The 15,068-nt window shown below is 58.1% G+C and carries 11 protein-coding genes; all 11 read left to right on the top strand.

Going from position 1 to position 15,068, the window contains the following annotated elements; all coding sequences use genetic code 11:
* The first annotated feature begins 38 nt into the window (after nucleotides 1-38).
* Nucleotides 39-1,706, top strand: a complete 1,668-nt coding sequence (locus BLW01_RS14730; protein ID WP_092571037.1) for an AMP-binding protein — start codon at nucleotides 39-41, stop codon at nucleotides 1,704-1,706.
* A 69-nt stretch (nucleotides 1,707-1,775) separates the two neighbouring features.
* Entirely contained in the window at nucleotides 1,776-5,810 is a 4,035-nt protein-coding gene (gene hrpA / locus BLW01_RS14735; RefSeq protein WP_092571244.1) for an ATP-dependent RNA helicase HrpA, read from the top strand.
* Between the two features lie 108 nt (nucleotides 5,811-5,918).
* Complete coding sequence (locus tag BLW01_RS14740; RefSeq protein WP_092571039.1) at nucleotides 5,919-6,719, top strand: MlaA family lipoprotein; 801 nt, start codon at nucleotides 5,919-5,921, stop codon at nucleotides 6,717-6,719.
* Between the two features lie 12 nt (nucleotides 6,720-6,731).
* Nucleotides 6,732-7,928, top strand: coding sequence for a PP2C family protein-serine/threonine phosphatase (locus tag BLW01_RS14745; RefSeq protein ID WP_092571041.1), 1,197 nt, complete (start codon nucleotides 6,732-6,734; stop codon nucleotides 7,926-7,928).
* On the top strand, nucleotides 7,915-8,424 hold the full coding sequence (locus BLW01_RS14750; RefSeq protein ID WP_092571246.1) for an STAS domain-containing protein: 510 nt from the start codon (nucleotides 7,915-7,917) through the stop codon (nucleotides 8,422-8,424). Before BLW01_RS14745 ends, BLW01_RS14750 begins: the two co-directional genes overlap by 14 nt.
* A 112-nt stretch (nucleotides 8,425-8,536) precedes the next feature.
* Entirely contained in the window at nucleotides 8,537-9,721 is a 1,185-nt protein-coding gene (locus BLW01_RS14755; RefSeq protein WP_092571043.1) for a multidrug effflux MFS transporter, read from the top strand.
* On the top strand, nucleotides 9,714-10,460 hold the full coding sequence (locus tag BLW01_RS14760; protein ID WP_308428099.1) for a sulfite exporter TauE/SafE family protein: 747 nt from the start codon (nucleotides 9,714-9,716) through the stop codon (nucleotides 10,458-10,460). The genes BLW01_RS14755 and BLW01_RS14760 overlap by 8 nt, the downstream gene beginning before the upstream one ends.
* A gap of 109 nt (nucleotides 10,461-10,569) precedes the next feature.
* Nucleotides 10,570-11,586, top strand: a complete 1,017-nt coding sequence (locus tag BLW01_RS14765; protein WP_092571045.1) for a PstS family phosphate ABC transporter substrate-binding protein — start codon at nucleotides 10,570-10,572, stop codon at nucleotides 11,584-11,586.
* 97 nt (nucleotides 11,587-11,683) lie between these two features.
* A complete protein-coding gene (pstC, locus tag BLW01_RS14770; RefSeq protein WP_092571047.1) occupies nucleotides 11,684-12,940 on the top strand; it encodes a phosphate ABC transporter permease subunit PstC in 1,257 nt (418 codons plus the stop codon).
* Nucleotides 12,941-12,961: 21 nt separating this feature from the next.
* Nucleotides 12,962-14,128 (top strand): phosphate ABC transporter permease PstA, encoded by a 1,167-nt coding sequence (gene pstA / locus BLW01_RS14775; RefSeq protein WP_092571049.1) that lies wholly within the window; start codon nucleotides 12,962-12,964, stop codon nucleotides 14,126-14,128.
* Between the two features lie 93 nt (nucleotides 14,129-14,221).
* The gene (gene pstB, locus BLW01_RS14780; RefSeq protein WP_217635552.1) at nucleotides 14,222-15,004 is read left to right on the top strand and encodes a phosphate ABC transporter ATP-binding protein PstB; all 783 of its coding nucleotides are present in this window, start codon (nucleotides 14,222-14,224) and stop codon (nucleotides 15,002-15,004) included.
* Nucleotides 15,005-15,068 lie beyond the last annotated feature (64 nt).

Genomic DNA, 15,068 nt, shown 5'->3' on the forward strand with positions numbered 1-15,068 from the left:
CAGGATGACGAGACACTGACATGTCATGGAGATAGCCCATGAGCGAGCACGCCAATCCCCCCATTCTGACAGGGCAGCCCATCGAAGGGCTGGATGACTACGCGTCGGTTCTCGACGTCTTTCGGGCATCCGTAGCGCGTTTTGCCGATAAACCGGCATTCAGTTGCATGGGGCAGACCCTGACTTATGCAGCGCTGGACCGCTTGTCGAGGGATTTCGCTGCCTGGTTGCAAAATGACACGACGCTTCGACCGGGGGATCGAATTGCCATTCAACTGCCGAACGTGCTGCAGTTTCCCGTGGCTGTCTTCGGGGCATTACGCGCCGGCCTGATAGTGGTCAATACCAATCCGCTTTATACCGAACGCGAAATGGCCCACCAGTTCAGCGATTCCGGGACCAAGGCCATCCTCATCCTGGCCAATATGGCCAACAAGCTGGAACGCATACTGGATAAAACGACGCTTGAGCATATCGTGGTAACCGAGCTGGGCGATTTGCATGGCGCTCCAAAGCGCTGGCTTATCAATACTGTCGTCAAACATGTGAAAAAGATGGTGCCCGACTACCAGTTACCGATGGCGATGCCGTTCCGGCAGACGCTGGCGCACGGTCGTGAGCTTCCTCTCCAGGAAGCAGAGCATCGACCCGAGGATGTCGCCGCCCTGCAATATACGGGCGGAACGACGGGCCGTGCGAAAGGCTCCATGCTCACGCATCGCAACCTGATCGCCAATATGTTGCAGGCTCGTGCCGCCATCGGGCCGGGACTGGGCGAGGGGTGTGAAACCATCATTGCACCGTTGCCGGTCTACCATATCTACACCTTCACGGTGAACTGTCTGTTCATGGTCGAGACCGGCAACCACTCGGTGCTGATCACCAATCCGCGTGATCTCGACGCCTTCGTCAAGGAATTGAGATCCTGGTCATTCAGCGGCTTCATCGGCCTCAATACGTTGTTCAATGCGCTCTGTAACCGTGAAGATTTTCGCCAACTCGATTTTTCCCGGCTCAAACTGACCATATCCGGGGGAATGGCTCTCACTCAGGCAGTCGCCAAGCGTTGGGAAGAAGTGACGGGCTGTCCGGTGGCGGAAGGTTATGGTTTGACCGAGACATCACCGGTCGTGAGCTTCAACCCGGTGGACGCGATCCAGCTGGGCACGATCGGCAAGCCGGTCGTTGGCACGTCCGTCAAGGTCGTGGACGCGGACGGCAGCGATCTTCCACTGGGCGAACCGGGTGAGCTCTGCGTGAAAGGACCGCAGGTGATGAAAGGGTATTGGTGTCGTGACGAGGACTCTACCCAGGCCATCGATGCCGATGGTTGGTTCCACACCGGCGACATTGCCATCCTCCAGGAGGACGGCTATATACGCATCGTCGATCGCAAGAAAGACATGATCAATGTCTCCGGTTTCAATGTGTATCCCAATGAGATCGAGGATGTCGTCGCCGCTCATCCCGATGTCGTCGAGGTGGCCGCCGTCGGCGTGCCGGACGATGGTGCCGGCGAAGCGGTCAAGTTATTCGTGGTGTCTCGCAATGCCGATCTCGACGCCGAAACGTTGCGGACCTGGTGCAAGCAACAGTTGACGGCCTACAAGGTGCCGAAGTATGTGACATTTCGCGATGAACTGCCGAAAACCAACGTCGGCAAGGTCCTTCGTCGTGAGCTGCGTGATAACACCGACGAGAAGTGAGCTCCAAAGGGGCAGGCCGATTAGGCGCAAGGCATCGTGGAGCGTTACAATGGCATCATCGTCCGCTACATGAGACGGATCGTTGTCGTTCCATCGAAAGAGGCTGGCTTGAACACCACGACCACGCGTCCTGCCGACTCCCGTGCACAATCCCGTATCGAGACTCTTGCCTCGCAACTTGATGAGGCCATGTTGAGTGATGCCCATGAGTTTCACCGTCGTCTGGCCGGACTGAAACGCCGGGTACGTGACGGCAAGCCCGTCGACCGTGGCCTCAACGATATCGAGCGCAGGCTGGCGCAGTCGCGTGCTGCCGTTGAGCGCCGCCGCGGGGCGAACGTCCGTCTCGACTACCCGGAAGAGTTGCCGGTTGCCGAGCGCCGGGGAGATATCCTCGAGGCATTGACGGACAACCAGGTAGTGGTCGTGGCGGGCGAGACCGGTTCGGGCAAGACCACGCAACTACCGAAACTGTGTCTGGAACTGGGGCTGGGGCGTCGAGGGCTGATCGGTCATACCCAACCCCGCCGCTTGGCCGCGCGTTCGGTGGCGACCCGCCTGGCCGAAGAGTTGCAGGTGCCGTTGGGTGAGCAGGTCGGCTATCAAGTTCGCTTCACCGACCAGACCGGCGACGATACCCTGGTCAAGCTCATGACCGATGGCATCATGCTGGCGGAAACCCAGCACGACCCCGACCTGTCTCGCTATGAAGCCATCATTATCGATGAGGCGCATGAACGCAGTCTCAATATCGATTTTCTGCTGGGATATCTCAAGCGGCTGACACGGCGACGCCCGGATCTGAAGATCATCATCACGTCGGCGACCATCGATGTCGAGCGGGTCGCCGCCCATTTCGGCGAGAACGAGCCGGCACCGGTCGTCGAGGTCAGCGGTCGGACGTATCCCGTCGAGACCCGGTACCGTCCGTTGGTACGGGCAACCGATGACGAGGAGGACCGGACGCTGCAGGAAGGGATTCTGCACGCGGTGGAAGAGGTCGAGTCCATCGAACGGGAGAAGCGCTGGTTCCATGGCCCGCGCGATGTCCTGATCTTCCTGCCCGGTGAGCGCGAGATTCGTGAAACGGCCGATACCTTGCGTCGGGCCCAATTGCGCGACACTGAAATTCTGCCGCTTTATGCCCGCCTCTCCAACAGTGAACAGAATCGCGTCTTTACATCGCATACCGGGCGCCGCATCGTGCTGGCGACCAACGTCGCGGAAACCTCGTTGACGGTACCTGGCATTCGTTATGTGATCGATCCGGGACTGGTCCGCATCAGCCGCTACAGCTATCGCGCCAAGATCCAGCGTCTGCCGGTGGAGCCTGTCAGTCAGGCCAGTGCCGAACAACGTAAAGGGCGCTGTGGCCGGATTGCCGAAGGGGTCTGTATCCGGCTGTATGATGAGGATGACTTTCTCGCTCGCCCGCCATTCACCGAACCCGAGATCCAGCGTACCAACCTGGCCTCGGTGATTCTCTCGATGCTGGCACTGCGGCTCGGGGATATCGAAGACTTTCCCTTTGTCGATCCCCCTGATCGTCGCTTCATCAAGGATGGCTTTCGACTGTTGTACGAGCTGGGCGCCGTCGACGATCGGCAAGGGTTGACGGCCACTGGCCGGCGTTTGGCCCGCCTGCCCATCGATCCCCGCCTGGCACGCATGCTGATTGCCGGGGCCGAGAATGACAGCCTGCGCGACGTGTTGATCGTGGTGAGCGCTCTGGCCATCCAGGACCCTCGCGACCGGCCGGCGGAAAAACGCCAGGCTGCCGACCAGGCCCACAAGCGCTGGGAAGATCCTGATTCCGATTTCGTTGCCTGGCTGAACCTCTGGGAAGGCTTCGAGGCAGCGCGCAATGAGTTGTCCGGTAATCAGTTGCGGCGCTGGTGTCGAGAGCATTACCTCAATTATCTGCGCTTGCGTGAGTGGCACGATACCTTCCGGCAGTTGCGTCAACTGCTTCGCGACATGGATATCCAGGTGCCGCCGGCCCAGCCTGCCGCGACGACTGCATCGAACGATGCGTCAGGCGTCGGTGAGCAGCAGGGACGCTATACGGCCAAGCTGCACCAAGCGTTGTTGACGGGGCTGTTGTCGAATATCGGCCAGTGGCTGGAAAACCGTGATTACCTGGGCGCCCGCAATCGCAAGTTCCTGATCCATCCGGGGTCGGGATTGGCCAAAAAGCGTCCCAAATGGATCATGGCCTTCGAGCTGGTGGAAACATCACAACTATTCGCCCGCCAGGTGGCGCGCATTGACCCGACGTGGATCGAACCGCTGGCGGGGCATCTGGTCAAGCGTAGTTACAGCGAACCGCACTGGGAGATGAAGCGGGCCCAGGTTGTCGCGTTCGAACAAGTGACGCTGTTCGGCTTGCCGATCGTTGCTCGACGCAAGGTGCATTATGGTCCCATTGCACCCGTCGAGGCGCGCGAACTGTTCATACGTCGTGCGCTGGTCGAGGGTGAGTATCGCACCAGGGCGGAATTCTTTACTCACAATCGCGCCCTGATCGGTGAAGTCGAAGATCTCGAGGACCGGGCACGCCGCCGGGATATCCTGGTCGACGAAGAAACGCTGTTCGCCTTTTACGATGAACGCATTCCGGCGGATATCGTCAATGGCAAGGGATTCGAGCGCTGGCGTCGCGAGGCGGAGGCAGAGAACCCCGATATCCTCAAGCTCGACAAGGCCGCGTTGATGGCTCGCGAAGCCGAGGATGTGACGGTTGAGCAGTATCCCGACGAGTTGAATCTAGGCGGTGTGCGCTATCCCTTGAGCTATCATTTCCAGCCAGGTGCATCGGATGATGGTGTAACGCTGACGGTGCCGGCTGCCATGTTGTCGCAGCTCCCGCGGGCGCGTCTGGAATGGTTGGTGCCCGGACTGCTACGTGAGAAGTGCATTGCGCTACTCAAGGCCTTGCCGAAGTCCATCCGTCGCCAGGTCGTACCGATTCCCGATTGGGTCGATGCTGCTCTGGAGGCCATGCAGCCGGATGATGTGCCATTGACCGTTGCGTTGGGTGAGTTTCTGCGGGTCAAGACCGGGCTGCGGCTATCGCCCGATGACTGGCGGACCGACCAGCTCGAGCACCATCTGATGATGAACCTGCGGGTTGTCGATCATGAGGGCAATGTGCTGGGGGAGGGGCGAGATATCGATGGCTTGATCCAGCGTTTCGAGCATGCCGCCAGCGAGGGAGCCAAATCATTGGCCAGCCAGGCACGGATCGACGACCGACTCGACGACTTACCCGAGACACCGCTACCGGAATCGCGCGTAACGGCCCAGGCAGGCATTCGGGTGGAGGCCTACCTGGCGCTCGTGGAGGGCGATGGCGGCTTGGGTGTGGAGCTTTTCGATCACGCTGACAAGGCGCTCGAGGCGCATCGCCATGGGATCAAGCGTCTGGCCATGCAACGCCTGCCGGAGCAGGTACGCATGTTGAAACGCGTCGATGGCCTCGACCGCTGCGCCTTGCTGTTCGCCAATGTCGGCAGCAAGCAACAGTTGATCGATGATGTGGTGGAGGCAACGTTCCTGCAAGTCGTAGCCACCGATCCGCTACCGAGATCTCAGTCGGCACTGCACGAGCGCCTGGAGAACACTCGTGCCGCTCTGGTGCCCCATGGCGAACGACTCGTGAGCACGGTGGAGAAAGCGCTGACCGGTCATCTGGCTGTGACCAAGGCGTTGAAAGGCAATCTGAGTCTGGCTCTGTCGCTGGTATACAGTGATATCAAGGCACAGATGCAGCGCCTGGTGTACCCCGGATTCATCGCACAGGCCGGCGAGTGGTTGGCTCACTATCCGCGTTACATGGAAGCCGCTGCCATCCGGCTGGAGAAGGCACCTCGTGAGCGCCAGCGAGATCAGATGCTGATGCAACAGGTACAGGAATTCGAAACACGCCTGGCGGAGCGCCGTAAAGCGAGCCGTCGCAGCGGTATCGAGGATGCCGGACTCGATGAATTCGGCTGGTGGATCGAAGAGTTGCGAGTCTCCTATTTTGCTCAGCAACTGGGTACGCTGATACCGGTCTCGGAAAAGCGGTTGGAACGTCGGTGGGCGGAAATAACCCGTGTATAATCATTCGCCGACTATGCATTTCTGCGCTAGGGTAGCAGTCGAACAGCAAATCTCCTCGGGAGATGCGACAATCGCGGTATATGAGATGGGACAGCACAGGGTGAGTCGATGACACGCAAGGGAACGCCAGGAACAGCAGTAGCTATCCACCGGTGGGGCGTATCGTTGCTAGGAGCGATATTGCTGTCGGGATGTGCCAGCCAGCAAACAGCACAGGACGATCGGAGTCCCGAGGATCCGTGGGAAGGATTCAATCGCGGTGTATTTGCCTTCAATGAAGTGATTGACCGCTATGCGCTCAAACCGGCCGCTCAAGGTTACGATGCCGTCACACCGGAACCGGTACAAATCGGCGTGGGTAATTTCTTTTCCAATCTCGGTGAGATTCGCACGGCACTCAACAGTGTTCTGCAGGGCAAGCCGGGTAATGCCGGAGTGGCATCCGGTCGTTTCGTGATCAATACCGTCGTCGGGGTTGGGGGGTTGCTCGATCATGCGACAGCGATGGGACTGACGGTCGACGGTGAGGACTTCGGCCAGACGCTGGGGGTCTGGGGACTCGATTCCGGTCCCTACCTGGTGCTGCCGCTGTTGGGGCCGAGTACGGTGCGTGATACGGCGGGCCTGCCGGTGGATATGTACACGTATCCGCTGACGTATGTCGAGGATGACCCGACGCGATACGGGCTGACATTCCTGCGTGTGGTCGATACCCGAGCCGGTTTCCTCGAACAGGAGGAACTGATCCGAGGAGATCGCTACAGCTTCATCCGTGACAGCTATCTGCAACGTCGTCGTTACGAGGTCAGTGATGGCGAGACAGGCGACGATCCGTTCGCGAGTGACGATTTCGATTTCAGTGATGATGATTTCGACGACGTCGATCTTGATGATGCGTATGCCGATTAGCACGGGATTCCTATGGCAACCCAACGACGTTTGATCGGCATCGTCGATCGGCCCGGCCCCGATCGTGATGCATTGGCCGAAACCATCGCCAGGGGGGAGTTCGCTGTCGTTGCGGCAGAGCATGTCGACGACCTGCCTCGCGAAACGGTAATGGTCGTCGCTCACGCGCGGGCGGTACCTGCACAGGAATGGCCTTCTCTGGCGGCCAGGCTACCGACCATGGTCGTCAGCGAGTCACGACTGGACAGTGACCTGCTCAAGGCCGTGGATGCCGGCATGGTCGATTATGTCGTCGAACCGTTGCGTCATGGCGATATCCTGCGCCGAATGATAGGCAAGGTTATCGACAACCGTCGTCTGGCCGACGAGCATGAGCGGGACCGTGTGAATCTCGCCGAACTCAACGAAACGCTGGAAACTCACCTGGCCATGTTGCGCCTCGATCAGCAGGCGGGGGGACATATTCAGCGTAAACTGCTTCCTCTCCGGCCTCAGTCGATTGCCGGTGTCACGTATGATTATTGGTTGGCACCGTCACTTTATCTTTCCGGTGATTTTCTTGATTTCCATCGCTATGACGAGCGGTTCAGCGTATTCTATTTTGCCGATGTCTCTGGACATGGCGCCTCCTCGGCTTTCGTGACCGTGCTGCTGAAATATCTATGCAACCACTGGCTTGGGGAATGGGATGGCCGACAGCCGGAGCATCTGCCATCTTCCTGGTTGGGCAAGCTCAACCGAGAACTGCTGGATACCGGTATCGGCAAGCACGCGACCTTGTTCGTGGGGGTCGTCGACCACCGGGAGCGCTACCTGCATTACTCACTGGGAGCGCAAATGCCGATGCCGATGCTGGTGGTGAATGAGAATATACAGGTGCTACCGGGCGAGGGAATGCCGGTGGGCTTGTTTCCCAGCGTGGAATATCCCAATCTGGGGATGGAATTGCCATCGGACTTTCGTTTGTGGCTGTGTTCCGATGGCATATTGGAGTGTTTGTCGGGCGATACGCTCGATCGGCGGCTCAAGGAACTCGAGCGTCTGGTGCTTGCCAGCAAGGATCTGGAAGCATTGCGGGGAAGCTTGGCGCTTGGTGACGTGCCGGATAATGACGAAGACGCCGTTATTCAACGTGCACCGGGATATGAAGAGCTTCCGGATGACTTGACGATCATGACGTTGAATGGGTTTGGCGATGATAATGCATGAAGGGCGACTGAAGGCAGCATTCGATTCGGGTGTCTTCGTGCTTAAGTTATGCGGTGATGTGCGGCTGACCCTGTGTGCCACCCTGGATCAGCAGGCCGCCCGATTGGCCGAGACGCCTGGACTCAAGGCAGTCATGGTCGATTTGCGTGAAGCGACCAATGTGGATTCGACCGCATTGGGATTTCTCGCCAAGGTCGCGATGGCGGTGAAAGGGCGTCTGGAGCAGCCACCGACCATCGTGGCCGATAATCCCGATGTCCAGCGAATGCTGGATGTCATGGGGTTTTCGCGTTTTTTCACCCTTGTCGAGACGCCACTGACCGAACCGTCGGAACTGGATGAACTGCCGCAGATCGACGCCGATGAATCGGCTCTCCAGCAGCGCATTCTCGAAGCCCATCGTATTCTGATGCGAATGAATGAGCATAACCGCGAGGAGTTCCAGCCTCTGGTCGATCTGCTCGAAGCGCAGAAAACTCATGATCATGTAGATTGATTCGCACACTCCTGTCCGGTCTGTTCGTCGGGTGAGTCGCCTTTTCCGCTGAGCGGCGAAATCGGCTATCATTAGCACCCTATCTTTTTCTTCAGGCCAAGGAGTGTGCCTCTTGTCGCTCAGTGCTCATCGAGTTGCCTTGCTGGTAGCCGCCAATACGGCTCTGGCTCCCTTTGCCATCGATGCCTACTTACCTGCCATGCCGGCTCTGGCCGATGCCGTAGGTGCCAGCATCCATCGCACGGAGCTCTCGATCAGTGTGTTTCTCTTGGGCTTTGCGTTGGGACAACTGACGTGCGGCCCACTGTCCGATCGGGTGGGACGCAAGCCGGTGTTGTTGGCTGGGCTGACCGTCTTCCTGATCGCCAGCCTGGCGATTACCCAGGTCGAGTCGCTTTATACGCTGTGGGCGTTTCGTTTCATTCAAGCACTCGGTGGCGGGGCTTGTGTGGTCAACTCAGCCGCCATCGTGCGCGACTGTTTCAGTGGGCGTGAGGCCGCCAAGGTCATGTCGACCATGGCGATGATCATGATGTTGGCGCCGTTGGCGGCACCGGCGGTCGGCAGTGGCCTGTTGTACCTCGCCGACTGGTGGCTGATCTTCGTATTTCTTGCCTGCTATGCCGGTTTCTTGATGTGGTTGCTCGGAACACGACTGCCCGAGACCCGCGATCCACATCAGCCGGTGGCATCGCCACGCCAGGTATTGGCCAATTACGCCAGTGTCTTTCGTCATCGCGAGGCCATGGGGTATATTTGTGCCGTGGCGATGGCCTTTGCGGGCATGTTCGCTTTCGTGACCGCCTCGCCATTTCTCTATATGGAATATTACGGGTTGTCGCCGGCCATCTACCCGTTGGTCTTCGGGGCGAACGTCGTCGTGATGGCTGCCTCCAATCGTCTCAACATCCGGTTGTTACGCCGTCGTAGCCCACAGCAGAATCTCGCCCTCGGCCTGGCCATCCAGTGGGTCGTTGCGATGCTGCTGGTTGGGTTGGTGGCCTCGGGACTGGATTCGCTATGGACGGTGGTGCCGTTGATCATGCTGTTCATGGGGGTGATGGGACTGATCGCCCCCAATGCAATCTCGTCGCTGCTGGATCACTTTTCCCATATGAGTGCGACGGCGACGGCCTTGCTGGGCAGCATTCAGTTCACCAGTGGTGCCCTGTCCGGCGTTCTGGTCGGCGCGTTCGAGATCGAGAGCGCATGGCCCATGGTATTGACCATGCTGGGCGTGGCGACAATCGGCAATTCAGGCCTGCGTGTGCTGGCAGGACGTGCCGGACGTGAATGAGTCCTTGGTAAGTCCATTACTGGTCTGGATCGATATGAGCCCGGTCTCCTGGTTGGGCTGTAGTGTGATCCTGCTGCTGGGGGCGTTCGTTCAACGGGCCACGGGGTTCGGTTTGGCGGTCGTCGGGGCACCGTTGATATTGCCGCTGGAGCCGCGACTGGTGCCGGTGGTGCTGGTGATTTTCGGTTTGATGGTGTCATTGATGATGTTGCGTCAGTATCGCCGGGAGATTCGCGTCGACGCGATCGGTATGGCATTGATTGGACGCATCCCTGGGACAGCACTGGGTATCTGGCTGTTGCTGGTCGCCCCTCTGGCGGTGATGGAAGTGACCATCGCCGGTATCGTGCTGTTTGCGGTTGCGGTGAGCCTGGCGCGCTTCAGCCTGCCGGTCAATCGAATGACGCTGTTTTCCGCCGGTATTCTTTCCGGCGTTTTCGGTACGGTATCGGCGATCGGAGGCCCGCCGATCGCCTTGCTGATGCAACGCTTGCCGCCGGATAGTGTGCGCGGGAATCTCGCTGCATTCTTTACCGTCAGTGCCTCGATGACCCTTGTGGCGTTAATGCTCGCCGGACGTATCGAACTCTGGCATCTCGGACTGGCGATCACGTTCATTCCCGCCATATTGATGGGGAATGGCCTGGCCAAGGCACTGTCCCGTCATCTGGATCCCGTCATCATTCGTCTGGGATCATTGGCGCTCTGCACGGCGGCCGCCATAGGCCTGTTGATCTGAAGCATCATTTTTTTCGTGATGCCGTTGCGGTTGTCATGAAGCTGTCATTTTCTGTCGGCAATGTGTGCGTTGCGGAAGTTGAACACTCTCATCGACAGGAGTTACTCGCATGAACCGCATCCTCAAGACCACTGCTATCGCTGCTGCTGCCATGAGCGTGGCCAGTGTCGCTCAAGCCCGCGATCAGATCCGTATCGTCGGCTCCAGTACCGTCTACCCGTTCGCCAGCTATGTCACCGAAGAATTCGGTGCCACTACCGAATATCCGACACCGGTCATCGAGTCCACGGGTTCCGGCGGTGGCATCCGCCTGTTCTGCGAAGGTGTCGGCGAAGGTACGCCGGATATTACCAATGCCTCACGCCGCATGAAGCCATCCGAGCTGGAAGGCTGCATGGAAAATGGGGTGGAGGACGTCACCGAGGCCATGATCGGCTATGACGGGATCGCTTTTGCGCAGTCCAGTGAAAACGATGCCGTCGACTTGACTCGTGAGCAGATCTTCCTGGCGGTGGCCGCTCAGGTGCCTCAGGATGGTGAGTTGGTGGATAACCCCTACGAGACCTGGAGCGACATTGATTCGTCGCTGCCCGATCGCGAGATTTCGATCTATGGCCCACCGACGACTTCCGGTACGCGTGATGCGTTCGAAGAACTGGTCATGGAAGCCGCTTCCGAAGAAATGGATGAATATGGCGGTGAAGGCTATACCGATATACGTGACGATGGGGCGTACACCGATGCCGGTGAGAATGACAACCTGATCGTTCAGCGCCTGACAGAAGACACCGATGCCTTCGGCATCTTCGGCTATTCGTTCCTTGAAGAGAACAGCAATAGCTTGATCGGTTCCAGCATCGATGGCGTCGAGCCTACTCCGGAAGCGATCAGCTCTGGCGACTACCCGGTGTCTCGTTCACTGTTCTTCTACGTCAAGAATCAGCACGCTGACGATGTGCCGCCGCTGTACGAATACGTCGACATGTTCATGACCGAGCAGATGATAGGCGATGGTGGCTACCTGATGGATATCGGTCTGATCCCGCTGCCGGAAGACATGCGTGAGCAACAACGTCAGGATGTATCGGATCGCGATACGCTTGAGGTCGCTGATCTGGAAGAGTAAGTGTGGCGACTGTTCGCTGACGAGGCCGGTAGCGGTTGCTGCCGGCCCGTTGTCGTTAGGTACCTGATATCAGGTTGATTCATCCGAGAGAGACCCAATGCAGACCAACCAGATTTTCCTGCTGTTCTGCGGCATTCTGCTGCTACTAGGGTTGGTAGCGTTTTTCCTGGGACGCGCCAAGGCGGCTCGTGTGCGCGGGGCAGGAATCTCAATGTACGCACAACCTGACCAATATGCTTGGTTCACCGTACTCTCCACCGCCGGTCCTGCTTTGATGGTGGGGGCCATTGGTGCCTTCGTCATGTTGTTACTGGGTGCCGAGATACCGACGTTCTATCTACTATCAGGCAGCTTGGTAGTGGCCGCCGTCGGCTTGGCTGTAGGTGTGATGCAAGTACGGCCGGAGTTCCACGCCCGTCAGGCCATCGAACACGTGATTCGACTGTTGCTGGCCGGAGCGGCACTGATCTCTATATTCACGACGTTCGGTATTCTTTTCTCGATCATTTTCGAGGCGTTGCGGTTCTTCCAGAAGGAGAGTCTCTGGGAGTTCATCACCGGCACCACCTGGTCGCCGGGAGCCAGTTTCCTGGAAGCTGCGGGACGCGCCGAAGAGGGCAGTGGCGGGGGCCAGTTCGGGTCGATACCACTGTTTGCCGGCACCATGATGATTACTTTGATTGCGATGTTGGTGGCCATCCCCATCGGCTTGATGTCATCGATCTACATGTCGGAATTCGCCCCGCACCGGGTACGCGGTATCGCCAAGCCCATGCTGGAGATCCTCGCCGGCATTCCGACGGTGGTATACGGCTTTTTTGCAGCGATCACCGTGGCTCCGATCATTGTCGATGTGGCTGGTTTCTTTGGACTCGACGCGGCCTATAACAATGCGGTTGCGCCGGGTATGGTCATGGGGATCATGATCATCCCGTTCATTTCCTCATTGTCCGACGATGTCATCAATTCGGTGCCGGATAGCCTGCGCCAGGGCGCCTTGGCGCTGGGTATGACCAATAGCGAGACCATCAAGCACGTCGTATTGCCGGCAGCGCTGCCTGGTATTATTTCTGCGTCATTGCTGGCGGTATCCCGCGCTTTGGGCGAAACCATGATCGTGGTCATGGCAGCAGGCATGCGACCCAATCTGACAGCTAATCCGTTAGAAGACATGACGACGGTTACCGTCAGTATCGTGGCAGCTCTGACCGGCGATCAGGAGTTCGAAAGTTCAGCAACACTCTCGGCGTTTGCCTTGGGGCTGGCGCTATTCGTGGTGACGCTGACTCTCAATATCGTGTCGGTGGTGATGATTCGTCGCTTCCGCGAAAAATACCGCATCAACGACTTGTGATCGACGAGGTGTAATCCAGTCATGAGCCATTCCTTTGATGAAATATCCGCGCAACTCAAGCGTCGGCACCGTAAGTCCGCTCGGCTCAAATGGATGTCGATGGCATCGCTCGGCATAGCGCTTCTCTTCCTGGTAGTGTTTTTCGCCGACATGTTGAACAAGGGGTTGCCAGCGTTCCAGCAGGCCTATGTGCAGGTCGAAGTCGATTACAATGAAGATGCCGAGACCATGGGCCGCGCGGCATTGGACCCAGAGATCGCATCGTTGGTGAGCCGTAGTTTCGAGCGACTGATTCCCGGCATGATACGTGACGACGCTGACTTGCTCGGCACAACGGAAACGCGTTGGGTATTGACCAACAGTCAGGTCGATCAATATCTGAAAGGGCATCGCAATGAACTGAGCGACGATGAAAAGGCCGCCATCGATGAACGGGTCGAGGATGGCCAGGTGGATATGAAGTTCAACACGACCTTCTTTAGCCAGGGCGACTCAAAGATGGCTGAACGTGCCGGTATCATGGCAGCCGCCGTCGGCACCATCATGACCATGCTCGTGACCTTGGCGGTGTCGTTTCCCATCGGGGTCATGACCGCTATCTATCTGGAGGAATTTGCTCCGGACAATCGCTTTACCCAGGCCATCGAAATCAATATCAACAATCTGGCGGCGATTCCCTCGATCCTGTTCGGTCTGTTGGGGTTGGCGGTCTTCATCAACTTCTTTGGGGTGCCGAGGTCATCCCCCCTGGTTGGTGGCTTGACCCTGGCACTGATGACGTTGCCAGTCATCATCATTTCGACACGGGCGGCCTTACGCAGCGTGCCGGACAGTATTCGCCAAGGCGCATTCGCAGTAGGCTGCTCACGTTGGCAAGTCGTTCGCGACCACGTTCTCCCGTTGGCACTGCCGGGTATCATGACCGGTTCGATCATCGGGTTGGCCCAGGCAATGGGAGAAACGGCCCCCCTGATTATCGTCGGCATGGTGGCCTTCATTCCCGACGTGTCGGCATCGTTCACTGAAGCGGCCACCGTGTTGCCGGCGCAAGTCTTTACCTGGGCGGGTGAACCTGAACGGGCCTTCGTCGAAAAAACCGCCGGCGGCATTCTGGTACTGCTTGCCGTGCTGATTTTCATGAACGCGACTGCCGTGATGTTGCGCAAGAAATTCGAGCGTCGTTGGTAACGACCACGCATTGGACTAGGAAATACGATCATGAACAGTCAAGTTGCCGAGCGGGAGATGACATCCATGACCAGTCAGCGAACCGGGCAGCCGGTGACACGCAACGAACAGGTCGGCCATGACCTGAGTGTCCGCGTCCGCGATCTGAGCTTGTGGTACGGCGAGCATCAAGCTCTGCATAATGTCAATATTGATATCTACCAGAAGAATGTGACCGCGCTGATCGGCCCGTCCGGGTGCGGCAAGTCGACATTCCTGCGTTGTCTGAACCGGATGAATGACTTGATTCGCAACGTCCGCATCCAGGGGCGGGTGGAGATGGATGGTCGCGATGTCAATGAGCCCAAGATGGATGAAGTGGCATTGCGACGTCGCGTGGGCATGGTGTTCCAGAAGCCCAATCCGTTTCCCAAATCGATCTTCGAGAATGTGGCCTATGCCCCGCGTATGCACGACCTGGTCAGCCGCAAGGCCGATCAGGATGAGTTGGTAGAGCGCTCGCTGCGCGATGCCGGCTTATGGGAAGAGGTCAAGGATAAGCTTCATCAGCCTGGCACCTCTCTTTCTGGCGGTCAGCAGCAGCGTCTCTGCATCGCCCGGGCTATCGCCGTACAACCTGATGTGATCCTGATGGATGAGCCGACATCAGCGTTGGACCCTATCTCCACGGCGACCATCGAGGACCTGATGGATAAGCTCAAGAAGCAGTTCACCATCGTGACGGTGACCCATAATATGCAGCAGGCTGCTCGTGTTGCTGACTATACGGCCTTCTTTCATCTTGGAGAAATCATCGAATACAACGATACCAAGACCATGTTCTCCAATCCGCATACCAAAAAGGCTGAAGACTATATCACCGGCCGCTTTGGCTAACATCAGCCCAGGCGAAACGGCGCCGTTCCGTTTCGCCATCTGATCCAGTGTATCTTCATGGTGC

The organism is Aidingimonas halophila (assembly GCF_900106955.1).
In the GTDB taxonomy this organism is placed as follows: Bacteria; Pseudomonadota; Gammaproteobacteria; order Pseudomonadales; family Halomonadaceae; genus Aidingimonas; species Aidingimonas halophila.